The organism is Phytobacter ursingii, assembly GCF_001022135.1.
Classification (GTDB): domain Bacteria; phylum Pseudomonadota; class Gammaproteobacteria; order Enterobacterales; family Enterobacteriaceae; genus Phytobacter; species Phytobacter ursingii.
In genome coordinates this window covers 767323-791543 of the sequence record NZ_CP011602.1, presented here as the reverse complement: position 1 = coordinate 791543, position 24221 = coordinate 767323, and the positions used below count along the sequence as shown (strand labels likewise).

At 54.5% G+C, this 24221-nt stretch carries 21 protein-coding genes; 8 read left to right on the top strand and 13 right to left on the bottom strand.

Annotated elements, in window-relative coordinates; all coding sequences use genetic code 11:
• Positions 1-43 precede the first annotated feature (43 nt).
• From ubiG to yfaE, 4 genes are all read left to right on the top strand, one after another.
• Positions 44-772, top strand: a complete 729-nt coding sequence (gene ubiG / locus AB182_RS07120) for a bifunctional 2-polyprenyl-6-hydroxyphenol methylase/3-demethylubiquinol 3-O-methyltransferase UbiG (protein ID WP_047369483.1) — start codon at positions 44-46, stop codon at positions 770-772.
• Positions 773-1117: 345 nt separating this feature from the next.
• The gene (nrdA, locus tag AB182_RS07115; RefSeq protein WP_047369482.1) at positions 1118-3403 is read left to right on the top strand and encodes a class 1a ribonucleoside-diphosphate reductase subunit alpha; all 2286 of its coding nucleotides are present in this window, start codon (positions 1118-1120) and stop codon (positions 3401-3403) included.
• 104 nt (positions 3404-3507) lie between these two features.
• Positions 3508-4638, top strand: a complete 1131-nt coding sequence (gene nrdB, locus AB182_RS07110; protein WP_039079918.1) for a class Ia ribonucleoside-diphosphate reductase subunit beta — start codon at positions 3508-3510, stop codon at positions 4636-4638.
• Complete coding sequence (gene yfaE, locus AB182_RS07105) at positions 4638-4892, top strand: class I ribonucleotide reductase maintenance protein YfaE (protein ID WP_047369481.1); 255 nt, start codon at positions 4638-4640, stop codon at positions 4890-4892. Before nrdB ends, yfaE begins: the two co-directional genes overlap by 1 nt.
• 29 nt (positions 4893-4921) lie before the next feature.
• Here yfaE and glpT read toward each other — a convergent pair whose 3' ends face one another.
• On the bottom strand, positions 4922-6274 hold the full coding sequence (gene glpT / locus AB182_RS07100) for a glycerol-3-phosphate transporter (RefSeq protein ID WP_047369480.1): 1353 nt from the start codon (positions 6272-6274) through the stop codon (positions 4922-4924).
• 274 nt (positions 6275-6548) lie between these two features.
• Between glpT and glpA the strand changes: the two genes are divergently transcribed.
• From glpA to glpC, 3 genes are read left to right on the top strand one after another with little or no spacing between them, the layout of a single operon-like run.
• The gene (gene glpA, locus AB182_RS07095) at positions 6549-8171 is read left to right on the top strand and encodes an anaerobic glycerol-3-phosphate dehydrogenase subunit A (RefSeq protein ID WP_047373213.1); all 1623 of its coding nucleotides are present in this window, start codon (positions 6549-6551) and stop codon (positions 8169-8171) included.
• Positions 8161-9417: a glycerol-3-phosphate dehydrogenase subunit GlpB gene (gene glpB, locus AB182_RS07090; RefSeq protein ID WP_047369479.1), complete on the top strand. Its 1257-nt coding sequence runs from the start codon at positions 8161-8163 to the stop codon at positions 9415-9417. The genes glpA and glpB overlap by 11 nt, the downstream gene beginning before the upstream one ends.
• A complete protein-coding gene (gene glpC / locus AB182_RS07085; RefSeq protein ID WP_047369478.1) occupies positions 9414-10604 on the top strand; it encodes an anaerobic glycerol-3-phosphate dehydrogenase subunit GlpC in 1191 nt (396 codons plus the stop codon). The genes glpB and glpC overlap by 4 nt, the downstream gene beginning before the upstream one ends.
• Before the next feature lie 38 nt (positions 10605-10642).
• Here the strand turns inward: glpC and yfaU are convergent, their stop codons facing one another.
• The 6 genes from yfaU to AB182_RS07055 all read right to left on the bottom strand — a co-directional run bounded on the left by yfaU (position 10643) and on the right by AB182_RS07055 (position 16846).
• Entirely contained in the window at positions 10643-11449 is an 807-nt protein-coding gene (gene yfaU / locus AB182_RS07080; RefSeq protein ID WP_047369477.1) for a 2-keto-3-deoxy-L-rhamnonate aldolase, read from the bottom strand.
• A gap of 15 nt (positions 11450-11464) precedes the next feature.
• The gene (locus tag AB182_RS07075; RefSeq protein WP_047369476.1) at positions 11465-12754 is read right to left on the bottom strand and encodes an MFS transporter; all 1290 of its coding nucleotides are present in this window, start codon (positions 12752-12754) and stop codon (positions 11465-11467) included.
• Between the two features lie 49 nt (positions 12755-12803).
• Complete coding sequence (rhmD, locus tag AB182_RS07070; protein WP_047369475.1) at positions 12804-14009, bottom strand: L-rhamnonate dehydratase; 1206 nt, start codon at positions 14007-14009, stop codon at positions 12804-12806.
• Between the two features lie 13 nt (positions 14010-14022).
• Positions 14023-14805: an IclR family transcriptional regulator gene (locus AB182_RS07065; protein ID WP_047369474.1), complete on the bottom strand. Its 783-nt coding sequence runs from the start codon at positions 14803-14805 to the stop codon at positions 14023-14025.
• Between the two features lie 205 nt (positions 14806-15010).
• A complete protein-coding gene (locus AB182_RS07060; RefSeq protein WP_047369473.1) occupies positions 15011-16210 on the bottom strand; it encodes a nicotinamide mononucleotide deamidase-related protein YfaY in 1200 nt (399 codons plus the stop codon).
• A gap of 93 nt (positions 16211-16303) precedes the next feature.
• On the bottom strand, positions 16304-16846 hold the full coding sequence (locus tag AB182_RS07055) for a YfaZ family outer membrane protein (RefSeq protein ID WP_047369472.1): 543 nt from the start codon (positions 16844-16846) through the stop codon (positions 16304-16306).
• A 233-nt stretch (positions 16847-17079) separates the two neighbouring features.
• On the opposite strand from AB182_RS07055, the gene nudI reads away from it, so the two are divergent.
• Entirely contained in the window at positions 17080-17505 is a 426-nt protein-coding gene (gene nudI, locus AB182_RS07050; protein ID WP_047369471.1) for a nucleoside triphosphatase NudI, read from the top strand.
• Positions 17506-17522: 17 nt separating this feature from the next.
• Here the strand turns inward: nudI and AB182_RS07045 are convergent, their stop codons facing one another.
• From AB182_RS07045 to menD, 6 genes are all read right to left on the bottom strand, one after another.
• Positions 17523-18473 (bottom strand): Rpn family recombination-promoting nuclease/putative transposase, encoded by a 951-nt coding sequence (locus AB182_RS07045; protein ID WP_047369470.1) that lies wholly within the window; start codon positions 18471-18473, stop codon positions 17523-17525.
• A gap of 97 nt (positions 18474-18570) precedes the next feature.
• A complete protein-coding gene (menE, locus tag AB182_RS07040) occupies positions 18571-19926 on the bottom strand; it encodes an o-succinylbenzoate--CoA ligase (RefSeq protein ID WP_047369469.1) in 1356 nt (451 codons plus the stop codon).
• Positions 19923-20888 (bottom strand): o-succinylbenzoate synthase, encoded by a 966-nt coding sequence (menC, locus tag AB182_RS07035; protein ID WP_047369468.1) that lies wholly within the window; start codon positions 20886-20888, stop codon positions 19923-19925. Before menC ends, menE begins: the two co-directional genes overlap by 4 nt.
• Entirely contained in the window at positions 20888-21745 is an 858-nt protein-coding gene (menB, locus tag AB182_RS07030) for a 1,4-dihydroxy-2-naphthoyl-CoA synthase (protein ID WP_047369467.1), read from the bottom strand. The genes menC and menB overlap by 1 nt, the downstream gene beginning before the upstream one ends.
• Positions 21742-22518 carry a 2-succinyl-6-hydroxy-2,4-cyclohexadiene-1-carboxylate synthase gene (menH, locus tag AB182_RS07025; protein WP_047369466.1) on the bottom strand — a complete coding sequence of 259 codons (777 nt, stop codon included), beginning with the start codon at positions 22516-22518 and terminating at the stop codon, positions 21742-21744. Before menH ends, menB begins: the two co-directional genes overlap by 4 nt.
• Positions 22515-24185 carry a 2-succinyl-5-enolpyruvyl-6-hydroxy-3-cyclohexene-1-carboxylic-acid synthase gene (menD, locus tag AB182_RS07020; RefSeq protein ID WP_047369465.1) on the bottom strand — a complete coding sequence of 557 codons (1671 nt, stop codon included), beginning with the start codon at positions 24183-24185 and terminating at the stop codon, positions 22515-22517. Before menD ends, menH begins: the two co-directional genes overlap by 4 nt.
• Between the last annotated feature and the right edge of the window lie 36 nt (positions 24186-24221).

The following is a 24221-nucleotide window of genomic DNA, read 5'->3' as shown; positions in this document are numbered from 1 at the left end:
TGTTATACTCATCCGTCTTGCTAAAAAAGGAGTACCTATCCCCATGAATGCCGAAAAAACGTCGGTTGCTCAAAACGTTGACCAGGCTGAAATCGCCAAATTTGAAGCGGTTGCCTCTCGCTGGTGGGATCTGGAAGGCGAATTCAAACCTCTTCATCGCATCAATCCGTTACGCCTGGGTTATATTGCAGAGCGTGCTGACGGCCTGTTTGGCAAGAATGTACTGGATGTCGGTTGCGGCGGCGGCATTCTGGCGGAGAGCATGGCGCGCGAAGGGGCGACGGTCACCGGACTGGATATGGGCTTCGAACCGCTGCAGGTGGCCAGGCTACATGCTCTGGAGTCAGGTATTCGCGTCGAATACGTTCAAGAGACCGTCGAAGACCACGCCGATAAACATCCACAGCAATATGATGTCGTCACCTGCATGGAGATGCTGGAGCACGTACCGGACCCACAATCGGTAGTCAACGCCTGCGCGCGGTTGGTCAAACCCGGCGGCCACGTCTTCTTCTCGACGATTAACCGTAACGGCAAAGCCTGGTTGATGGCGGTGGTTGGCGCCGAGTATGTGCTGAAAATGGTGCCCAAAGGCACCCACGACGTGAAGAAATTTATCAAACCCGCAGAACTGCTCGGTTGGGTGAATCAAGCCGGTTTACAGGAGCGTCATATCACGGGTCTGCATTATAACCCGCTGCTTAATGCCTTTAAGCTCGCCCCCGGCGTGGATGTTAATTACATGTTACATACAAAAGCAAAAAACGTCTGACGTCATTCACTATTCTTATAAAGATTGCGCTACATCATGTCGCGCGATCTTCCCTTCCCGATGAAGAAATCAGCGTTTGATCAAATTTTCATTTTTTTTTGCGAAATATTGACATCCCCGCCAGGCCTTATGCGACGTGGACTTAGCGTTTATCACTCTTTTGCAACCTCAATTTAACGTCAAAATCAACTCTTGTACTCAAAAGAATCCTTACTAGAATACTCACCATATAGCGTTTCTCTTATCTTAAACCCCCAACATATAGTATTTATCCACAGAGTTAGTCACAACGCGGTTCTGTGGATAATTGGGGGATATTTTTATTCACGGACAGGTAAATTTCACATGAATCAGAGTCTGCTGGTGACAAAGCGTGATGGTGGTACTGAACGCATCAATCTCGACAAAATTCATCGGGTGCTGGATTGGGCGGCAGAGGGGCTGAGTAATGTATCCATCTCTCAGGTGGAACTGCGTTCCCATATCCAGTTCTATGACGGCATCAAAACGTCCGATATTCACGAGACCATTATCAAAGCTGCTGCGGACCTGATTTCCCGCGATGCGCCTGACTACCAGTACCTCGCCGCACGCCTGGCCATCTTCCATCTGCGTAAAAAAGCCTACGGCCAGTTCGAGCCGCCAGCGCTGTATGACCACGTGGTAAAAATGGTGGAACTTGGCAAATACGACACGCATCTGCTGGAAGACTACACGGAAGAAGAGTTCAAGCAGATGGACGGGTTTATCGACCACTGGCGCGATATGAATTTCTCCTACGCGGCCGTTAAGCAGCTCGAAGGCAAATACCTGGTTCAGAACCGTGTTACCGGCGAAATCTACGAGAGCGCGCAGTTCCTCTATATCCTGGTGGCTGCCTGCCTGTTCTCAGGGTATCCGCGCGAAACGCGTCTGAGTTACGTGAAGCGCTTCTATGATGCGGTCTCTACGTTCAAAATTTCACTGCCGACGCCGATTATGTCCGGCGTGCGTACCCCGACCCGTCAGTTCAGCTCTTGCGTGCTGATCGAGTGCGGCGACAGCCTGGACTCCATCAACGCCACTTCCAGCGCCATTGTGAAATACGTTTCCCAGCGTGCCGGTATCGGCATCAACGCGGGTCGTATTCGTGCGCTGGGTAGCCCGATTCGCGGCGGCGAAGCATTCCATACCGGCTGTATCCCGTTCTACAAACACTTCCAGACCGCGGTAAAATCCTGCTCTCAGGGCGGTGTGCGTGGTGGCGCGGCAACCCTGTTCTACCCAATGTGGCATCTGGAAGTTGAAAGCCTGCTGGTGCTGAAAAACAACCGTGGCGTGGAAGGTAATCGCGTACGTCACATGGACTACGGCGTACAGATCAACAAACTGATGTACACCCGCCTGCTGAAAGGTGAAGAGATTACCCTGTTCAGCCCGTCTGATGTCCCGGGTCTGTATGACGCCTTCTTCGCCGATCAGGATGAGTTCGAGCGTCTGTACACCAAATATGAGAAAGACGACAGCATCCGTAAACAGCGCGTGAAAGCCGTTGAGCTGTTCTCGCTGATGATGCAGGAACGCGCCTCTACCGGTCGTATCTACATCCAGAACGTTGACCACTGCAATACCCACAGCCCGTTTGACCCGGTGGTTGCGCCAGTGCGCCAGTCTAACCTGTGCCTGGAAATCGCCCTGCCGACTAAACCGCTGGACGATGTGAACGACGAAAACGGTGAAATCGCGCTCTGTACGCTGTCTGCTTTTAACCTGGGTGCAATTTCTGACCTGAATGAGCTGGAAGAGCTGGCGGTACTGGCGGTGCGTGCGCTGGATGCCCTGCTTGATTACCAGGACTACCCGATTCCGGCAGCAAAACGTGGCGCAATGGGCCGCCGTACGCTGGGTATCGGCGTGATTAACTTCGCTTACTGGCTGGCGAAAAACGGCAAACGTTACTCCGATGGCAGCGCCAACAACCTGACGCACAAAACGTTCGAAGCAATCCAGTACTACCTGCTGAAAGCGTCGAACGAACTGGCGAAAGAGCAAGGCGCGTGTCCGTGGTTTAACGAAACCACCTATTCCAAAGGCATTATGCCTATTGATACCTACAAAAAAGACCTGGACGGTATCACCAGCGAACCGCTGCACTACGACTGGGACGCTCTGCGTGAATCGGTGAAAACGTACGGTCTGCGTAACTCCACGCTGTCTGCGCTGATGCCGTCGGAGACCTCATCGCAGATCTCCAATGCCACGAACGGTATTGAGCCGCCGCGCGGTCATGTAAGCATCAAGGCGTCGAAAGACGGTATTCTGCGCCAGGTAGTGCCGGATTATGAGCTGCTGAAAGATAATTATGAGCTGCTGTGGGAGATGCCGAACAATGACGGTTATCTGCAACTGGTTGGCATCATGCAGAAATTTATCGACCAGTCGATCTCTGCAAATACCAACTACGACCCGTCACGTTTCCCGTCAGGAAAAGTGCCGATGCAGCAATTGCTGAAAGACTTGCTCACCGCCTATAAATTTGGCGTGAAGACCCTGTACTATCAAAACACCCGCGACGGTGCGGAAGATGCGCAGGATGATCTGGTGCCGTCCATTCAGGATGATGGCTGCGAAAGCGGCGCATGTAAGATTTAATAAATCCCCTCCCCTAACCCTCTCCCACAGGGAGAGGGAACTCTTTCCCCCTCTCCCTGTGGGAGAGGGCCGGGGTGAGGGAAATCACACCACAGGACACACTCATGGCATACACCACCTTTTCACAGACGAAAAACGACCAGCTCAAAGAGCCAATGTTCTTCGGCCAGCCGGTCAACGTGGCCCGCTACGATCAGCAAAAATATGACATCTTTGAAAAGCTGATTGAAAAGCAACTCTCCTTTTTCTGGCGTCCGGAAGAAGTTGACGTTTCCCGCGACCGTATTGATTATCAGGCGTTGCCGGAACACGAAAAACACATTTTCATCAGCAACCTGAAATACCAGACCCTGCTGGACTCTATTCAGGGGCGTAGCCCGAACGTGGCGCTGTTACCGCTAATTTCGATCCCGGAACTGGAAACCTGGGTTGAAACCTGGGCGTTTTCAGAAACGATCCATTCGCGCTCTTACACCCACATCATCCGTAATATCGTCAACGATCCGGCGATTGTGTTTGACGATATCGTCACCAACGAGCAGATCCAGAAACGTGCCGAGGGCATCTCTGCCTATTACGATGAGCTGATTGAACTGACCAGCTACTGGCATTTACTGGGCGAGGGTACCCATACTGTCAACGGCAAAACCGTGACCGTAAATCTGCGTGAGCTGAAAAAGAAACTGTATCTGTGCCTGATGAGCGTTAACGCGCTGGAAGCTATCCGTTTCTACGTCAGCTTTGCCTGCTCTTTCGCTTTCGCGGAGCGCGAATTGATGGAAGGCAACGCTAAAATCATCCGCCTGATTGCACGCGATGAAGCGCTGCACCTGACCGGCACGCAGCACATGCTGAACCTGCTGCGTTCGGGTAGCGATGATCCGGAAATGGCCGAGATTGCCGAAGAGTGCAAACAGGAGTGTTATGACCTGTTCGTCCAGGCAGCTCAGCAGGAGAAAGAGTGGGCAGAGTATCTGTTCCGCGACGGCTCCATGATCGGCCTGAATAAAGATATCCTGTGGCAATATATTGAGTACATCACCAATATTCGCATGCAGGCGGTCGGCCTGGACTTGCCGTTCCAGACCCGATCTAACCCGATTCCGTGGATCAATACCTGGCTGGTCTCCGATAACGTCCAGGTCGCTCCGCAGGAAGTGGAGGTCAGCTCTTATCTGGTTGGCCAGATTGACGCTGAGGTCGATACCGACGACCTGAGTAACTTCCAGCTCTGATGACACGCGTAACCTTGCGTCTGACAGGCACACAGGTGTTGTGCCAGGAAGAACACCCTTCTCTGCTGGTGGCGCTGGAATCACAGCGCGTAACGGTGGAATACCAGTGTCGCGAAGGTTACTGCGGCTCCTGCCGCTGTCGCCTGGTCGCAGGCCAGGTAGACTGGCTGACCGAGCCGCTGGCGTTCATCCAGCCTGATGAAATATTACCCTGCTGCTGCAAAGCCAAAGGGGATATCGAGATTGAAATGTAAAAGGGCCGCTTACGGCCCTTTTTATTGTCTTACCGGCGTTTAGCCGCGACTTCTGCGTGATGTTTGCGTTCGCCTATCATCACGACAATCAGCAAAAGTACCGCCAGAATACTGCCGCCAATCATCACCATAAAGCCGCCGTCCCAGCCGAAGAAATCGACGGTGTAACCGACAATCGCGCTGGCCGCCACCGACCCGCCAAGATAGCCGAATAAACCGGTGAAACCCGCTGCCGTACCGGCCGCTTTTTTCGGTGCCAGCTCAAGCGCATGCAGGCCAATCAGCATCACCGGGCCGTAGATCAGGAAGCCAATAACAATCATGCACAGCATATCTATGGTCGGATTACCCGCCGGATTTAACCAGTAGATGATTGTGGCAATGGTGACCAGCGTCATAAAGAAGACGCCGGTGGCGCCACGATTACCTTTAAACACTTTGTCAGACATCCAGCCGCAAATCAGCGTACCGGGGATGCCGGCATATTCATAAAAGAAATAGGCCCAGGAGGATTTATCCAGCGCGAAATGCTTCACTTCTTTCAGGTAGGTGGGCGACCAGTCCAGAATGCCGTAGCGAAGGAGATAAACGAACACGTTGGCGATGGCGATATACCACAGCAGACGGTTCGGGAAGACGTACTGCATAAAGATTTGCTTCGCCGTCAGCTCCTCTTCCGCCTTTTCACTGTAATCGTCCGGGTAGTCGTTTTTATACTCTTCAATCGGCGGTAAGCCGCAGGACTGGGGAGTATCACGCATCATGGCGAACGCGAAGATCGCAACAATGATTGCCCCAAACGCAGGCATATACAGCGCCGCCCGCCAGTCGTTAAACCATGCCATACCCAGCAGGAACAACAAGGGAGGAATACCACCGCCCACGTTGTGCGCACAGTTCCATACAGACACTATCCCGCCACGCTCTTTTTGCGACCACCAGTGCACCATGGTACGTCCGCACGGTGGCCATCCCATCCCCTGGAACCAGCCACACAAAAACAACAGCACAAACATAATGGCAATGCTCGATGTCGCCCACGGGACAAATCCCATGAACAACATGACTGCCGCTGCCAGAATCAGACCGGCGGGCAGAAAAACGCGCGGATTCGAACGATCCGACACGGACCCCATGATGAATTTTGAGAAGCCATAGGCAATGGAGATCCCCGACAGGGCAAATCCTAAATCGCCTCGCGAAAAGCCCTGTTCGACGAGGTAAGGCATGGCCAGCGCAAAGTTTTTGCGCACCAGATAATAGGCCGCATAGCCAAAGAAAATACCCAGAAAAATCTGCCAGCGCAGACGACGATAAACCGGGTCAATGCGCTCCTCAGGAAGTCTTTCTCGGTGGGATTCTGGCCGGAAAATACTCAACATATACGCCTCCGTGGCAGGGTTTTATCATTATAAATAACTGCAATGAGTGAAAACGAAACCATGATTTCGTTTGCAACGCTTTTACCCGACAAATTCTAACGACAAAAGGCGATTTGTCGCACCTTATGTTACATATTTATGACAAAGCTCCACTTTCAGACATAAAACAGCCTTGGTTATTTTCGTTTTTTGCTCGAATATGCGCGATATCAAACAATCCATAGCAACAGTGTGGCTAAATGTTTCCATGGAATCCCGCTCGGAAGACGAAGAAATGGCTAACTCAAACGATTACGATGTCATCATCATCGGCGGTGGCGCGACCGGGGCAGGCATCGCCCGCGACTGTGCATTGCGCGGCCTGCGCGTGGTGCTGCTTGAACGCCATGACATTGCGACAGGCGCCACTGGTCGCAATCACGGTTTATTGCACAGCGGTGCGCGTTATGCAGTGACCGATAACGAATCCGCCCGGGAATGTATTGCAGAAAACCAAATCCTCAAGCGTATCGCTCGCCACTGTATTGAGCCTACAGACGGCTTGTTTATCACCCTGCCGGAAGACGATCTGGCTTACCAGCCAGTCTTTATTGACGCCTGTCAGCGCGCGGGGATTAACGCGCAGGCCATTACGCCAGAGGAAGCGCGGCGCATGGAACCCAGCGTTAACCCGGCACTGACGGGCGCTGTTCGTGTTCCCGACGGCACCGTGGATCCTTTTCGCCTGACCGCCAGCAATATACTTGATGCGCGTGAGCATGGCGCCACAATCCTGACAGGTCACGAAGTCTGCGGGTTAGTCCGCCAGGGCGACAGGGTTACTGGCGTACAATTGATGCACCCACAAACGCATGAGCTTTATCACCTGCATGCTCATGTCGTGGTCAATGCCGCCGGGATCTGGGGCCAGCGCATCGCGGAGTATGCGGATTTACGTATTCGCATGTTCCCGGCCAAGGGCGCCCTGCTGATACTTGACCATCGTATCAACCAACATGTGATAAACCGCTGCCGTAAGCCGGCAGATGCCGACATCCTCGTGCCAGGCGATACCATCTCCCTGATTGGCACCACCTCCACCCATATCGACTATAAGGATATTGACAACATCCGGGTGACGCCCGAAGAGGTCGATATTCTGCTGCGCGAGGGGGAAAAGCTGGCGCCGGTGATGGCGCAAACTCGTATCCTGCGCGCCTATGCGGGCGTCCGCCCTTTGGTTGCCAGCGATGATGACCCGACAGGACGTAACGTCAGTCGCGGTATTGTGCTGCTTGACCATGCCCAACGCGACGGCATGGAAGGTTTTATCACCATTACTGGCGGCAAGCTGATGACTTATCGTCTGATGGCGGAATGGGCCACCGATGCCGTCTGCCGTAAGCTCGGTCACAGCACCCCCTGCATCACTGCCACAACGCCGTTGCCGGGCTCACAACAGCCTACAGAACAGGCGCTGAAAAAAATAATCTCACTGCCGGTGCCGCTACGTGGCTCGGCCATTTATCGCCATGGCGATCGCACGCCAGCTTCACTGGGCAGCGATCGCCACAGCCGTAGTCTGGTATGCGAATGCGAAGCCGTCACCGCCGGGGAAGTTCAATACGCCGTTGAAAACCTCAATGTTAACTCCCTGCTGGATCTGCGCCGCCGCACCCGCGTGGGCATGGGCACATGTCAGGGTGAGTTGTGCGCCTGTCGCGCTGCAGGCTTGCTGCACAGCATGCGGGTGACCAATGAAACAGAGTCTCTTAGCCAGCTTTCAGCATTCCTGAATGAGCGCTGGAAAGGCATCAAACCTGTCGCCTGGGGAGATGCACTACGAGAAAGTGAATTTACGCGTTGGGTCTATCAAGGACTGTGCGGGCTGGAAAAGGAGCCAACTGATGAAATTTGATACGGTTATTATCGGCGGCGGCCTCGCCGGATTACTCTGCGGCATTCGATTGAGCGAAAACGGTCAACGCTGTGCTATTGTCAGCCGCGGTCAGAGCGCACTCAATTTCTCCTCTGGCTCACTGGATTTGCTCTCCCGGCTTCCGGACGGGCAAGCGGTCAGCGACCTCACCGCCGGGGTGGAGGCGTTGCAGCGTATGCAAAGCGAACATCTTTATGCCTTGCTGGGTGCTGAAAGAGTACGCCACTATGCAAAAATGACCCAGACCATGCTGGCCGACTGCGGCCTGAGGCTTAAAGGTGAGGCAGACACGCCACATATGCGTGTCACCCCGCTGGGTACGTTCCGCCAGGCCTGGCTAAGCCCTGATGAAATTCCTCTCCAGCCGACAAAAGATATCGCCATCGGGGTGGTCGGTATTTGTGGATTTCTCGATTTCCAGCCGCAACTGGCTGCCGCATCACTGAGAAAACGTGGCATGAATGCGACCGCAGAAGAGATAACGCTGCCAGTGTTAGATCGTGTGCGGGATAACCCGAGTGAGTTTCGCGCCGTCAATATCGCCCGCGTACTGGATGTGACAGAGAATTTTGATGAGCTGTATCGCGCGCTGTTGCCGTTAAGTCGTCAGTACAATGTGCTCTACTTTCCGGCCTGTATTGGCCTGCAGGACAGCGCCGTCTTTACGCGCCTCAATCAGCAGCTCTCGTGCCCGCTGCGTTTGTTGCCTACCCTGCCGCCGTCGGTTCCCGGCACCCGCATGCAATCACGCCTGCAGCAACGCTTTATCCAGAGCGGAGGTACATGGATGCCTGGCGATGAGGTGATCCGCGCTGATATGGAGAAGGGGCGCGTGACCCAACTGTGGACGCGCAAGCACGAAGATATTCCGCTACGTCCTCGCCATGTGGTGCTCGCCAGCGGCAGTTTTTTTAATAATGGTTTAATTGCCGAACGCGATCGCATCCGGGAAGCCATTTTTGACCTCGACGTATTACAAAGCCCCGGACGGGAAAGCTGGTATCGCGACAATGTCTTTGATGCCCAGCCGTGGCAACAGTTTGGCGTGATCACTGACGCAACGCTACACGCTCAGCGCCAGGGCGCGACACTGGATAACCTGTATGTGGTGGGCTCTGTATTAGGCGGTTTTGATGCCGTTGCTCAGGGGTGTGGCGGTGGCGTTTGTGCGGTTACCGCGCTGTATGCCGCAGAACAAATTTGTGCCCGGGGAGAGCTGAAATGACCACGACTCAATTTGAAAACTGTATCAAATGCACCGTCTGCACTACCGTCTGCCCTGTCAGTGCGGTCAATCCGGCCTACCCTGGTCCGAAACAGGCGGGGCCTGATGGTGAACGTTTACGTCTTAAGGATCCGGCGCTGTTTGATGAAGCGCTGAAATACTGCACCAACTGTAAACGGTGTGAAACGGCGTGCCCGTCTGGCGTGAAGATTGGCGATATTATTCAGCGCGCGCGTTCACAATATGCCGTCAATCCGCCTTCTTTACGTAATGCCATCCTGAGCCATACGGATTTGATGGGGTCGTTATCCACGCCATTCGCGCCGCTGGTCAATACCGCCACGTCACTTAAGCCCGTTCGCCAGTTGCTTGATAAAGCGCTGAAAATCGATCATCACCGGACACTGCCAAAATATTCTCATGGCACGTTCCGCCGCTGGTACCGCTCCGTTGCCGACAAGCAGAAAGCGTTTGACCAGCAGGTGGCGTTTTTTCATGGCTGCTATGTGAATTACAACCATCCGCAATTGGGTAAAGACCTGTTGCAGGTGCTGAACGCGATGGGAATCGGTGTGCAACTGTTACGCCAGGAAAAATGCTGCGGGGTGCCGCTGATCGCCAATGGCTATTTTGCCAAAGCGAAAAAGCAGGCAGAATTTAATATTCGGGCGTTGCAACAGAGCATTACAGGTGACGGCATTCCGGTGATTGCCACCTCCTCAACGTGCACCTTAACCCTGCGTGATGAATATCCGCATCTGCTGGACGTGGACAATCATCAGTTACGTCCGCATATCGACCTGGCAACGCGTTGGATCTGGCGCAAACTGGAAGAAGGCAATACGCTCAAGCTCAAGGCATTGCCATTGAAGGTGGTTTATCACACACCATGCCATATGGAGAAAATGGGCTGGACGCACTACACCCTTGATCTGCTGCGACGGATTCCCGGGCTGGAACTTACCGTACTGGATTCACGTTGCTGCGGGATTGCGGGGACGTACGGATTTAAGCGTGAAAACTACCCCACCTCGCAGGCCATTGGCGAACCACTGTTCCGCCAGATTGAGGCCAGCGGCGCGGATTTAGTGATTACGGATTGTGAAACCTGTAAGTGGCAGGTAGAAATGTCCACCAGCCTTCGCTGTGAACACCCTATCACCTTACTGGCGCAGGCTCTGTGCTAAATGGTTAGCCCGCCGGAACCATTCCGGCGGGCCGAGAGTTAATAACTGCCCTTCATGACCGAAGGCGTTACCGCTTTAAATAACGCCAGACGTTGATCCAGCGCGCCGGTATAAAGCATGGTGTCCACACCAACCGCCACGAAGTTAGCTCCCCACTCCAGTACTTTCTTTGCCATAAGTGGATCGACCGCCAGAAAACCTGCCGCTTTCCCGGCGTCACGTATTTGTGTAATGGCCTGTTGAATGGCGCGTTGCACTGCCGGATGACCACTGTTGTCAGGATAGCCTAATGACGCAGAGAGGTCGGCAGGGCCGATAAATACCCCATCGATACCCTCAACATGCAAAATGGCATCAAGATTATCCAGCGCCGCTTTGCTTTCAACCTGAATCAATAAGCACAACTCTTCATTAGCGCGGGCCATATAATTTTCGACCCGCCCCCAGCGAGCGGCGCGCGCAACACTCGCCCCCACGCCACGAACGCCTTGCGGCGGGTAACGCGTGGCAGCCACGATATCCTGTGCCTGTTCTGCACTCTCCACCATGGGAATTAACAATGTACGGGCGCCAATATCGAGCACCTGTTTGATAAGAACACGGCTCCCCTCAACGGGCCGAATAACGGCCTGGCTGGCATAAGGCGCAATGGCCTGCAATTGTTGATAGAGATCCTGGATGGTATTCGGCGCATGTTCGCCATCAATCAGTAACCAGTCATACCCGGAGGTCGCTGCAATCTCAGCCATATACGATGTGGTGGAACTCAACCACAAACCAATCTGCGTTTCACCTTTTAGCAAACCTGCCTTGAACGGGTTGGATAAAATCGGATCCGTTGTCATTTCGCTTCCTTTTGGTCATGAATGCACGCTGTTCGAATGGGAAACAGGGCGTTTCACATTCAGGGTTAAAATGATCAGCGCGCCGGCAATCGCCACGCTGGCAAGGGTCAGAAGCCCGGCAGCACCACTGGCAAACAGGGTTTCGGCTTTCACACGGATGATGGGGGCCAGAAATCCGCCGACCGCGCCAAACAAATTCACAAAGCCAATACCTGCCGCCAGCGCCGTTCCGGACAAAAGCTGCGTGGGCATGGTCCAGAAAACCGGCTGCACGGCAATAAACCCCACCGCCGCAACGCATAAGGCAAGAATGGCCAGCACCGGAGAGACCAGCCCGGACACGCCAATGCCGATACCCGCGGCTAACAAGGTCAGCGCGGCGATATTACGACGTTCGCCTGTTTTGTCGGAGTAACGCGGAATCAGCCAGGTACCAAACAGCGCGGCGATCCACGGGATAGCCGTCACCACCGAGGCGGTGAATCCCACTTTTGTTCCCAACAACGCAGCCACCTGCGTTGGCAGGAAAAAGATCAGCCCATAAACCGCCACCTGGATAGTCAGGTAAATGAAAGCCAGTTGCCATACGCGACCATTACGCAACGCGTCGCTCAGGCGTGACGTCACTTTACTTTCCTCTTCGCTGGCCAGTTGAGCCTCAAGCACGGCCTTCTCTTGCGACGTGAGAAACCGCGCCTGAGCGGGCGTGTCGTCCAGCCAGAAGAAGGTAAAAATACCGGCGGTAACGGCAAGCAAGCCTTCTATCAGGAACATCCAGAACCATCCCGGATGCCCCATAAAACCATGCATTTCCAGTAATGCGCCGGACAGCGGTGAACCCAGCGTCAAAGCTAATGGCGCCCCCATGTAAAAAAGCCCCATGATGCTGGCGCGATTGCGCTGCGGGAACCACTGCGAGGTAAGGTAAATCATGCCCGGGAAAAAGCCGGCTTCTGCCGCCCCCAGCAGCGTGCGAACCACCAAAAACCTGGTTTCGGTATCGGCCCAGGCCATCGCCGCGGAGAGAAAGCCCCATACCAGCGTCGTCCCGCCAATCCAGTAACGTGCGCCAAATTTGCGCATCAACAGATTAGCCGGCACGCCGAGGAAGGCGTATACAACAAAAAAGATACCCGCACCGAGTGCATAGGCTTCGTTACTCAGACCGGTGTCTATCTGATACGTCTCTTTTGCAAAACCGATATTCGAACGATCGAGAAATGCCAGAACATATAACATCAACATAAAAGGGATTAAACGGGCGCGGTTTTTCTTTACCACGCTATCCAATAAGCTGGTATTCATTGTGACGACCTCATCCAGGGCTGCGCCGCGTGGTGGCGGCGCGGAGGAATTAATGGTTATACGGGCGCTTTAAATTGCAGTTGCGATTAAGCTCAACACCGAAGCCCGGTTTATCGAGCACACGCTTATGAATGCGTCCATTCACTGGCACCGGCTCATCTACCAGGATGGGATCAAATTGCGGACGCAGCGTAGAGCAGTCGGGGCTGGTCATTAAAAACTCACTGAATGGCGTGTTAGTAAACGTAATTACCGCGTGGTGGGAATACACCGAAGAACCATGTGGCACGACAAGCTGCCCGCGCGCTTTCGCAATCGCGGCGATCTCAACCAGCGTCGTTAAACCACCGCACCAGCCGACATCGGGCTGCATGATATCAATCCCTGTTTCCGAGAGCGTACGAAACGATTGCAGCGTACCGTGATGCTCACCGCTGGTGACCATCATTCCGGCAGGCGCGTTACGCTTAAGTTCGCGATAACCCTCATATTGTTGCGGAGGCAGACACTCCTCGATCCATTTCAGATTATAGGGGGCGCAGGCATGGGCGAGTTTTGTTGCATAGTTAACGTCCTGGCTCATCCAGCAATCCAGCATAAGCCAGAAATCTTCACCGCACTTCTCGCGATATTCAGCCACCATTGCCGCGTCTTTGCGAATACCCGCATCGCCATCATGGGGACCCCAGTGTGTCGGCATTTTGCCGCCAATGAACCCCATCTCCTTCGCGAGGTCAGGGCGCGCGCCGGTCGCATAAAACTGGATTTCATCGCGCACCGCACCACCGAGCAATTTATAAACCGGTAACCCGACAACCTTGCCAAACAGATCCCACAAGGCCAGGTCGACACAGGAAATCGTATTCATAACCAGCCCGCCAGACCCCGCGTAATACAGAGTGGAATTAAGCATTTGATCATGAATAAGCTTGATATCACTGACGCATTTCCCCTCGATAAAGCGGTTTAAATGCTTTTCAACGATAAAACAGCCCATCTCTCCGGCGGTGGAGACAGCAAAACCCGTCTGACCATTTTCGGCTTCCACCTCGACAATTAAGGTGCCCAGCACGTTAATGCCGAAAGACTGCCGGGACTGCTCGTAAGCTTTATACTTGCTCATCGGCGTAGCGATATGATCATCAATCCAGTGATGGGCGCCCTGATCGTGATAATCACCACCCCCTGCACCTTTCTCTGCGCTAGCGCCTCCGATGAACCAGGCCCTGACGTGTTTAATTTTTGGTAAGTTCATGATGTTCTCCTTTTTATGATGCTTGCTTGTCGAAAGGGCTTTTCCACCCTAAAAGCCGGGAAATATCTTTTGCGCAGGTAATCGCCTTACCTGCGAGGTAATCCCGGTTTTCCTCATTGATTTGCAGCCGGGTTCCCACTACCGAGATGGCAGCCGTTAGCGCGTTGCGCGCATCAAACACGGGGGCTGCGACACAGCGGACATCGGGGTAATCTTCGCCATTGTCATAGCTCCACCCCCGGGCACGAATCAACGCCAGCTCATCGTGCAGTTGTTGGGCATTGGCAATGGTCGACAATGTCGTTTTTTCCCAGTGCAAATGGCGGATGATTTCATCGCGGAGCGCGGGCGGCTGCCAGGCCAGCAGACACTTCCCTATACCGGAGCGATAAAGGGAGAGACTTTTGCCCTCGTGAGAGCGCACGCTGATGGTGGAGGAGGATTCTATTTTGAGGATGTAATAGGCATTTGCGTCATCGATAATACCCAGATGACAGAGCAAACCGGTCTCATCCATAAGTTCAGTCAGCCGGGGACGGGCAATTTCGCGCAGATCCATTCTTGCCAACGCGTGTCCGGCAAGTTCAACGAGCTTTGTCCACAAGCAGTAGTTGTCATTGCTATCAATACGCAATAAACGCGCTTTTTTTAATTCCGCTAAAATTAAATAGGCGGTGCTTTTAGGAATGCCAGTCTCTTCAATGATTATCGCAGCGCTGCAAGGCCCAATACGTGCGATGAGATTAAGGATTTCAATTGCCCGACTGAGCGCGGGTACTTTACTTGATTCCAGCATATTGGACTCCAGTCCTGGATGTTGGAATCAGTGTTGCGGCTTACTGGACCCGGTTTTGTGAGAATGATCATAAAGTCATGGCGCTCCAGCATGCTGGACATCTCATGAATAAAAAACGTGAAGTGCTACGCAGATTTTTTCAGGGGGAGTACAACAGACTGGACTGGAAAACGCCGGAAGCGCTATTTCTTCCGGCATAAAAGGATTATTCAACAAATAACGATTCGACGACGTTGATCCAGCCATGGTCGCTGGCAACGTCCTGACCATTGAGCCAACGGCGCAGGATATTCAGCGCCATCATTGCGCAGACTTCCTGACGTACTATCAGACTATGTCGGTTCGTATTAAATTTGACGCGCAAGGCATGTGTACCTTCAGGTGTCGCCAGCGCGAAGTTCAGATGCTCTTCCTCCAGCCCCGAGACGGTCAGCGCCAGCCCGGCCAAATGGCGATCGCGCAGTCCCGCAGCCCAACGAGCCGTCTGCACTAACGCTTCATCCTGAGAGGGGATGACTTCGCTGACCAGCAACGGCGCATCCGCACGCGATAGCTGCAATGCAACAAGGCCACCGGTGAACTGTTCGCTCAGCGTCAAACTAAGTTGACGTTCACGCAGCCGACCAGCAAGCAGTGCCGGTAAACCCACGGTGCCTTCGAAAATGAGGCTCTCACCGGCCACCCGCTTCACTTCCGGCCATAACGCCTCCATCGCCTCGCGATGCTCTGCCGGACCAGTCAGTTTCAGTTCAATAATGGGCATGGATGAGCGATAGCCCATCACCACACCCTCGGGTAACGTCAAATGAGACAGGTTTTGCGCCAGATCGCTTTCAGAACGGCCAAAGGTTGTCAGGCGCAGACAGACAGGTGGCTCAGGAAGTGTAAAGCGGGCACGAATGCGCGGCAGAATTTCACGTTCCACCATCACCTTAAATTCCGAAGGTACCCCCGGCGTAAAGAACATCAGGCAGCGATTAAGCTGTACGGCAAAACCACAGGCGGTGCCAACCGGATTATCCACCAGTTCCGCACTGGCGGGAATTTCCGCCTGCTTGCGGTTGCTGGGCGCCATAACGCGTCCGCGCTCGCTAAAGAAGCGCTCCATCTGCGTCAGCCATTCTTCATGCAATACCAGCGCTTCGCCCTTCGCCGTTGCCGCCGCCAGCGCACTGAGGTCATCGCTGGTTGGGCCTAATCCACCATTAACAATAAGAATATCCGCCTGCTGGCTGCGTTCACGCAGAATGGCCACCAGGTCGTCGAGGTTGTCGCCAACGGTATTACGTCGGGTAAGCGGTAACCCCTGATTAAAGAAAAAATCTGCCAGCCAGGCGGCATTCGTATCCACGATTTGCCCGTGCAAAACTTCATCGCCGGTTGACAGCATCTCTACGTTTAACATTATTTTCTCCAGCAATAGAGGTTTAAACACTATACCGCATGAAGGGAAGAAAAGAGGTAAGAAACTGGCGCGGACGGACGCCGCGCCGAAAGATCAGAAGCTGGCGTTAACACCCACGTACGGGCCATCTGCCACCGCATTGTCACGATGGCCTTCTTTACCGGTCAGATCGACATAACGGTAACCGGCTTCAATGCTGAGTGGACGCATAATGGTCAGACGTGCACCGGCATTCGCTTCACGGTAGTCATTGACCCCGCTGGAGAGGGAATCCGGAGAGTAATAATATTCGCCAAAGAGGCGGAAGCTGTCGCTAATCTGCCACGCCAGGCCACCGCCTACGGCCAGCGCATAGCCTTCGCTCCCGGCATTCGGGTTGAGGTAAACGCCCTTGCCACCCACAGTCCCCATAAATGGTCCCAGCGGAATGTTGTAACCCAGGCCCAGTCCGGCGATATCGCCATTATCATCGTTGTGCGCCCAGTTGCCGCTCAACGCCAGACCACTGGTTTCCGTTCCCATACCCACGCCGAGGTTGGTATAGTGCTCCCCCACCTGACCGCTCAAGCTCACGGCATTCGCCCCGGCAGACACCAGCAGAAGACTGGCAAAACCCAAACATACACTCTTTTTCATTTCTCTTATCCGCGCAACAATAGTCCACTGTTCCAAAGCGGCTGATTGTACGATCATTTTTTTTAAGAATACTGAACTAAAAATGATTTTTTACATCAATCCACTATTTTTACGCGTCTGTTTTCATTAAAAGTGCCAGTAAAGAGCAATTTGCTCTTTTTTGGCAGCGTACTGCATCCTCGCAAGGTTGGTGGTATAAACCCTATACCCATCATAAGGATAAGGACTAAATCATGCGTCAAAGGACAATTGTGTGCCCGCTGATTCAAAATGAAGGTGATTATTTGCTATGCAAAATGGCCGACGATCGCGGTGTTTTTCCCGGTCAATGGGCACTCAGTGGCGGAGGTGTCGAACCCGGCGAGCGTATTGAAGACGCGTTGCGCCGCGAAGTTCGCGAAGAGCTTGGCAAGAAACTTGTATTGCAACAGATAACGCCGTGGACCTTTAGTGACGATGTGCGCATAAAAACCTACGCCGATGGCAGCAAAGAAGAGATCTACATGATTTACCTGATTTTTGACTGCATCAGCGCGAATCGTGAAGTAGTGATCAATGAAGAATTTCAGGATTACGCCTGGGTGAGCCCGGCGGATCTGACAAAATACGATCTGAATGTCGCCACCCGCCGCACGCTAAGTCTGAAAGGGCTACTCTAAAAAAACGCGGCGCAGTTTTAATGTTTGAGCTGCGCCAGTTCAGCGTCACTCAGGCCAGTGAGACGCTGTACGACGGCTTTATCCATGCCACTGCGTAACATTTCACAGGCGATGCGAAGCGCTTCGGCTTTTTGTCCTTCCTCCCGCCCCTGCTGACGCCCTTCGTGACGTCCTTCATTACGCCCCTGACGAAAGCCTTTACGCCTGCCGAGTTCTTCCAGTTGTTCAGCGATAGTCATCAACGTCTCCTTATGTTGTGGCGAACGGTGCGCCAGTCGGCGAAGAAAAGCGCCTGGCGCTGGCGTGTTGCCTCTGCTCAGTAAATAGTGCATTGCCGCGCGCAACTGCTGCGAAGTAGTGTATCCCAGCGACAATGTCGTGACCAGTTTGTCCAGCAACAGGGTCATATTCCGCAGACGAATGTGCTTTTGTAATAGTTCGAGTAAGGCAACACGTCGGTGCGTCATGATCTGCTCATCAGGCACAACGGTGATATCCACCAACGGAAATGACGCTGTGTACAATTCATGGGCACATTGCGGTTGGCTGAACATATCCAGCCAGCATAACGAAAAGGGATAAGGGCTAATGCGCCCATGATAAAAAAGCATCGGAATCACCAGGGGTAAGACCGTGTTTCCCGCATCAAGATGCCGCTGCATGGCCGCAATAGCATAACGCAGTAAGCGAAAGGCCATCAGCTTGTCGGGTGAACTCTGATGCTCAATGAGCACATAAATGTACCCCTCTCCCTGCCGGGTGGTAACCGAGTAGAGCACGTCAGAATGTGTTGCGCGCAGTGCCTCATCAATAAAACTCCCGGACTCCAGTTTCAATGTCGAGAGATCGCAAAGCTGGCGTAGCGGCGCGGGTAAATGGAGCGTAAGAAAATCGCGTGCCGTTTCTTTATGGGTAAGAAACTGTTTAAACAGCGCATCATGCGCGGTGGGTGCAGCGGTGTTCTTCATGGCAATCCTTGCCTGATATCATTTGTCAGGACACTACCACTCTTCCGTCGCTGCAGGGGTTCTCAGCCTCAATACCGGAAAGCATTACGCAAAAAATCTACAGTGCGGCGACCCATAACTGTAGCGCATGGCGTGATATTTTAATGCCGCCGGACGAGAGATGCTCCGGTAAGCGCAACCAGACAACGGGCTGCTGGAAGCGCGCGAGCTTATCCTGTACCCAGGCGCTAAACTGCGAGAGTTCGATGGCGTCATCGCACTGCACCACCGCCACAGGTCGATGACCAAATTCACGGTCCGCGCGGGGAATAATAAAAACCTGCTGAATTTGCGGGTGCGCCACGATAACACGCTCCACCTCCTCAGGCTGTATACCTTCGCCGCCGCTGAAAAACAGATTATCCAGTCGTCCCAGAATAGTCAGACGGCCATCGCGCAGTACGCCTTTATCACGGGTGGCAAACCAGCCCTCATCATTGAGCAACGGCAGTAACTCCCCGTCACGCCAGTAACCTGAGGCCATACTTTCTGCCCGCAGCCACACTTCATCGTCAACGATACGCAACGCTCTTCCCGGCAGCAGATAACCGACATCAGACTGACCATCCGCCGCTTTCCCGCATACCGTTGACGCGAATTCCGTCAGGCCATAGCCGCACCAGGTACGGATTCCACGCTCACGCGCATGTTCGGTCAGATCGACCGGGATCGCCGCGCCGCCCAGCAAAACGGCTTTAAGAGAAATATCCAGCGCATCATTCAGCAGGCGCCACAGCTGCGTGGGCACCAGCGACGCATGGGTACATCCTTGTAAAGCCTCTGCCAGAGTGCGCTCAGAGACGGTTAAGCGTGCGCCTGCCAGTAACCAGCGCCACAGAATTCCCTGCCCGGACACATGGAACAGCGGCAGCGACAGCAGCCAGTCATCTTCTGGCGCGAAAGGAATCATCGCCAGCACCCCTTCTGCACTGGCAAGATGCGCCGCGCAGGTATGAACCGCCGCCTTGGGTAACCCCGTCGAACCAGAGGTAAGCGTCATCGACGCCAGCCGTTGCGGCTGCCAGTCGATGGCATAAGGCTGGGCAAGAGGTTGCAGTTCAAGCAGCGACAAACCCGCAAAGGTGTTGCCATCCGCCAGATTAACGGCAAAACGCATCGTCAGATCCGGAAGCAGTGCCTCCAGCAACAGCGCGGGTAATTGAGGGTTTATCGGCAATACGCGTGCGCCACACTGCAATAACGCCAGCCACGCTAACACCATGTTGGGCTGGTTTCGCCCACGAAGCATGACGCCATCACCCTCGCTTACCCCCTGAAGGGCAAAACCAGCGGCAAGCGCATCAACACGCACGCACAGCTCACGCCAGCTTAAGGTCTCGTCCTGCAAGCGAATAGCGGGCTCATCGCCACGCATTTCGCACCAGTAATGCCAGGGCCAGGTAGTGAACCTCATAGCAAGGGTTCCAGCGTCTCAACGCTATGGCAGGGTAATGGGCTATCCGGCCAGCGGCGCACAAGCTGAGCCTGCATCAGGTTTAACGTATCAAGACCCGGAATAGTTTCAGGGGTAAGCCATGCGGCGATACGCGCCAGTTGGGTCAGGCCAAGGCTGGACTCGATTGACGAGCTGATAACCGCTGTCATCCCCAACTGCGTGGCCGCAGTTACCTGCGCCTGTACCTTCTCAAGACTACCGGTCAAGGTGGGCTTAATCACCACCGCACGCACGCCCTCTTCACGCTCAAAAGTAAAGTCAGCGTCGCGTAAACTTTCATCCCAGGCTATCGCTATGCCTGTTTCACGGGCGAAGGCGCGAGAATCATCACGGGTTTTACAGGGCTCTTCCAAAAAAGCAATGCGGTCACGGTACTCAGGATTCACATATTTTGCGAATTGCTGCGCTTTGAGCGGCGTCCAGGCGCGGTTAGCATCCAGACGCAGGCGCAGCTCAGGCATCGCTTCCAGCAGTAAATTAGCGACCATGCCATCGCGTACCGCTTCATACAGGCCGACTTTCATTTTCGCCACTTTTTCGCCCGGCATGGCTGCCAGCGCGGCAAAGAGATCGTCCGGGTCGCCCGTACAAAGCGTTGCAGCACGATAGTTCGCCGCCTGCGGCAACGTGCCGCGCAGTTCCGCCAGCGCACAGCTGATACCAAAATCAACCGACGGCAATCCCGGCAACAGGCCGCCATCTCCCGCGCTCCACCCCCTGGCCCAGCCACAGACGGCGGCTGTCGCCTCCTCAAGAGACTCCACGCTAAATCCCGGCAAAGGCGAAATCTCGCCCCAGCCTTCATGCGCGTCGTCCCGCAGATGAATAAACAGCCCGTCACGGGTTTTCAGCCGCCGGTCGCGCAGTACGACGCCCGCATCCATCGGTATCTGCCAGCGGTAAACGTGCGCGCTACGCATTACGGATTCCGTTTAAATTTGCTGAAGTCCGGCTGGCGTTTTTCGTTAAACGCATTGCGGCCTTCCTGACCCTCTTCGGTCATGTAAAACAGCATGGTAGCGTTACCCGCCAGTTCCTGTAGACCTGCCTGACCATCACAGTCGGCGTTCAGTGCCGCTTTCAGGCAACGCAGCGCCATCGGGCTGTTCTGCAACATTTCACGACACCAGCGCACAGTCTCTCTCTCAAGCTCGGCAACCGGCACCACGGTATTTACAAGCCCCATATCCAGCGCTTCTTTGGCATCGTACTGACGGCACAAGAACCAGATTTCACGCGCCTTTTTCTGACCGACGATGCGAGCCATGTAGGATGCGCCCCAGCCGCCGTCAAAGGAGCCCACTTTCGGACCGGTCTGGCCAAAGATGGCGTTTTCTGCCGCGATCGTCAGGTCACACATCATATGCAACACGTGGCCACCGCCAATGGAATAGCCTGCAACGGCCGCAACCACCGGTTTCGGGCAGGTACGGATCTGACGCTGGAAGTCCAGTACGTTCAGATGGTGCACGCCGGAGTCATCCTGGTATCCGCCGTAGTCGCCACGGACTTTCTGATCGCCACCCGAGCAGAACGCTTTTTCGCCTTCACCGGTCAGAATAATCACACCGATGTTGTCGTCATAGCGCGCATCAGCCAGCGCCTGAATCATCTCTTTGACGGTCAAGGGACGAAATGCGTTGCGCACCTGGGGACGGTTAATGGTGATTTTGGCAATACCATCCACCGATTTGTGATAACGAATATCGGTATAGCCTTCCGAGCAGTCTTGCCAGTCAATCGGTGCGTACAGCATGGTTTCATCGGGATAGATCATAATATGCCCTTTATATCGAGACGCAGAATTCGCGCCAGGCAGTTCGCCACGCTGTCGGGGCGTTCCCGATGCGCGTTATGCCCGGCGTCAACAATGAGATGACAGTTCGCGCTAACCTCAGTCGCCAGCGCGCGAAATTTACTGTCAAACTCACCACATAAATAATGAAATGGAAAAGGCGCTTTACGCAGCGCAGCGCGTAAATCCGGCTGTACGCCAAGCGAGGTCGCTTCCAGCATCGCGGCCAGCGCCGGGCCGTTGTTCCGGCTGCGTAACGTCACCAGACGTTGCCGTTGTTCCTCACTCAAAGACGCGAACACCTGTTGTTGATACCAGTCGCTAAAAACATCGACAAGGGGTTCCATACGAAATCGCTGTGCCCATTGTCCATCGGATGTCTGTCGTTCCTGTCGCTCCGCTGCCGATGTCAGGCCAGGGTGTCCCCCTTCGACAATGACGCCCAAAAGCCCCTTCGGCTGAGAGCAGGCAAAGTGCATCGCCACCCGCCCGCCCAGCGAATACCCTATCAGCCAGTATTTTAGTATGTTGTAACTATAAAGAGTGTCGAGCAGCGCATCGTCTAGCTGACAGAATGACGCCACGCTGCTATCCGCCGAATCACCATGGCCCGGCAGGTCAATATACAAGCGTGAATATGCCGTAAAACGCTCGCCGACGGGTTGCCATTCGCGGCTGTCACCCGAAAAACCGTGCAAAAAAATGAGCCACGGCTTTTGCGGCTCTCCTGGCATTACCCGCGCATTGAGGATCACAGCTGGCTTACCTGTGCGAGCAACTGTTGTAGCGTATGCGCGCCGTCAGTGTCTTTCACCACCAGTTCAATCAGCGTTGCCCCCGCTTTACTCCAGGCCCCCGACAGCGCTTGTTCAAGCTCATCCCAGGTGTGGGGATTATGGTATTTCAGGCCAAACATCGCCGCCGCATGCTCAAAACGAACGTGCTGCGGCATTAAATAAAATTGTTCACGCTCGCTTTGCGGCGTCGGCAACAGTGAGAAGATCTGCCCGCCGTTGTTATTGACCACAATCAGCACCATCGGTGCAGAAGGCTGGCGCAGTAAGGCCAGCGCATTCAGATCGTACAATGCAGACAAGTCGCCGATGATGGCAAGCGTAGGCCGCGCCGTGCCGCGCTGTACGCCTGCGGCAGTAGAAATCAGGCCATCGATACCGCTCGCGCCACGGTTGCTAAAAACCGGGTAACCGACAGGTAGCTGCCCCAGCGCATCCACCAGGCGAACCACCAGGCTATTGCCGAGGAACAACTGCCCCTGATCCGGCAGATATTTCGCCAGCCGATGCGCCAGTTGCGCTTCGCCAAAGGTTTCACGCTGACGGGCAACCGTCTGCCACGCCTGGGCGGATAATTGTGGAATGTCAGTACACCAGGGCGCGCGTGATTCCGCCGGATGTAGCTCCAGCCACTCGGCAATACCAGAAACCAGACGGCGACCACGGTGGTGCGCCGGATCAAGCCGCCCGGCAACGGAGTCGATCAGCCAGTACTCCTGCGGCTCACAGGTCGCCTGCCACTGGAGCAGCCGCTTACCGGTCAGGCTGCTACCGAGTTGAACAACAATATGCGCGGCTTGCAGCTCACTCACCGCACGGGCGTTGCCCAGCCACAGGTCGGCGCACGGCAGCGGTTGTCCGGTTTGTGAAAGGACATCGCCAATAAGCGGCCAACCGAGCATTTTCGCCCATGCGGCAACCAGTTTGCCTTCCGACGCACTCATTCGACCCGCCACAACCACGCCGCGTTTCTGCCGCCAGAAAAACCAGTCGCGTTGTTTCGCGCTGCCAGTGTGCAAATCTTCACGCAGCCAGGGTTTGTCGTCCTGCCACCAGTCGCCGGGCGCTTGCTGCCAGGCAAGCCCCGTATCATCCATTTCACCGTACAGCGGTTCGGCAAACGGGCAGTTGATGTGCACCGCGCCAGTCTGTGCGGACGCCATAAGATGATCGACAGCAGAAAGCAACCAGCGGGCAGGAATATCCAGCGACGGACGCGGCAGCGCCAGTGATTGCGCCGGATGCGAGGCAAAGATCCCAGGCTGGCGTATCGCCTGGTTGGCGCCACAATCAATAAGTTCGGGCGGCCTGTCGGCGGTGAGAAAAATCAATTTTTCCCCGGTGAGGCTGGCCTCGATCAACGCCGGGTACAGATTCGCTACGGCTGTACCCGAGGTGACGATCACTGCCACCGGGGTGCCGCTCGCTTTTGCGAGACCGAGTGCAAGATGCCCCAGGCCGCGTTCATCAAAATGCGTATGATGGATAAAGGACGGGTTTTCTGCCGCCGCCAGCGTCAGCGGTGTGGAACGGGAACCCGGCGCGATACAAATATGTCGCACGCCGTGGCGCGTTAAAGCTTCAAGGATCACCGCCGCCCAGCGTCGGTTAAAAGCACTCACTGACATAAGTTTGTCCAGTATCAATATTGTGGCTTAGTATAA

Bases quoted from the DNA above. Each gene is read 5' to 3' on its own strand.
- ubiG (WP_047369483.1), top strand. From the start codon at position 44: ATGAATGCCGAAAAAACGTCGGTTGCTCAAAACGTTGACCAGGCTGAA.
- nrdA (WP_047369482.1), top strand. From the start codon at position 1,118: ATGAATCAGAGTCTGCTGGTGACAAAGCGTGATGGTGGTACTGAACGC.
- nrdB (WP_039079918.1), top strand. From the start codon at position 3,508: ATGGCATACACCACCTTTTCACAGACGAAAAACGACCAGCTCAAAGAG.
- yfaE (WP_047369481.1), top strand. From the start codon at position 4,638: ATGACACGCGTAACCTTGCGTCTGACAGGCACACAGGTGTTGTGCCAG.
- glpT (WP_047369480.1), bottom strand. From the start codon at position 6,274: ATGTTGAGTATTTTCCGGCCAGAATCCCACCGAGAAAGACTTCCTGAG.
- glpA (WP_047373213.1), top strand. From the start codon at position 6,549: ATGGCTAACTCAAACGATTACGATGTCATCATCATCGGCGGTGGCGCG.
- glpB (WP_047369479.1), top strand. From the start codon at position 8,161: ATGAAATTTGATACGGTTATTATCGGCGGCGGCCTCGCCGGATTACTC.
- glpC (WP_047369478.1), top strand. From the start codon at position 9,414: ATGACCACGACTCAATTTGAAAACTGTATCAAATGCACCGTCTGCACT.
- yfaU (WP_047369477.1), bottom strand. From the start codon at position 11,449: ATGACAACGGATCCGATTTTATCCAACCCGTTCAAGGCAGGTTTGCTA.
- AB182_RS07075 (WP_047369476.1), bottom strand. From the start codon at position 12,754: ATGAATACCAGCTTATTGGATAGCGTGGTAAAGAAAAACCGCGCCCGT.
- rhmD (WP_047369475.1), bottom strand. From the start codon at position 14,009: ATGAACTTACCAAAAATTAAACACGTCAGGGCCTGGTTCATCGGAGGC.
- AB182_RS07065 (WP_047369474.1), bottom strand. From the start codon at position 14,805: ATGCTGGAATCAAGTAAAGTACCCGCGCTCAGTCGGGCAATTGAAATC.
- AB182_RS07060 (WP_047369473.1), bottom strand. From the start codon at position 16,210: ATGTTAAACGTAGAGATGCTGTCAACCGGCGATGAAGTTTTGCACGGG.
- AB182_RS07055 (WP_047369472.1), bottom strand. From the start codon at position 16,846: ATGAAAAAGAGTGTATGTTTGGGTTTTGCCAGTCTTCTGCTGGTGTCT.
- nudI (WP_047369471.1), top strand. From the start codon at position 17,080: ATGCGTCAAAGGACAATTGTGTGCCCGCTGATTCAAAATGAAGGTGAT.
- AB182_RS07045 (WP_047369470.1), bottom strand. From the start codon at position 18,473: ATGAAGAACACCGCTGCACCCACCGCGCATGATGCGCTGTTTAAACAG.
- menE (WP_047369469.1), bottom strand. From the start codon at position 19,926: ATGAGGTTCACTACCTGGCCCTGGCATTACTGGTGCGAAATGCGTGGC.
- menC (WP_047369468.1), bottom strand. From the start codon at position 20,888: ATGCGTAGCGCGCACGTTTACCGCTGGCAGATACCGATGGATGCGGGC.
- menB (WP_047369467.1), bottom strand. From the start codon at position 21,745: ATGATCTATCCCGATGAAACCATGCTGTACGCACCGATTGACTGGCAA.
- menD (WP_047369465.1), bottom strand. From the start codon at position 24,185: ATGTCAGTGAGTGCTTTTAACCGACGCTGGGCGGCGGTGATCCTTGAA.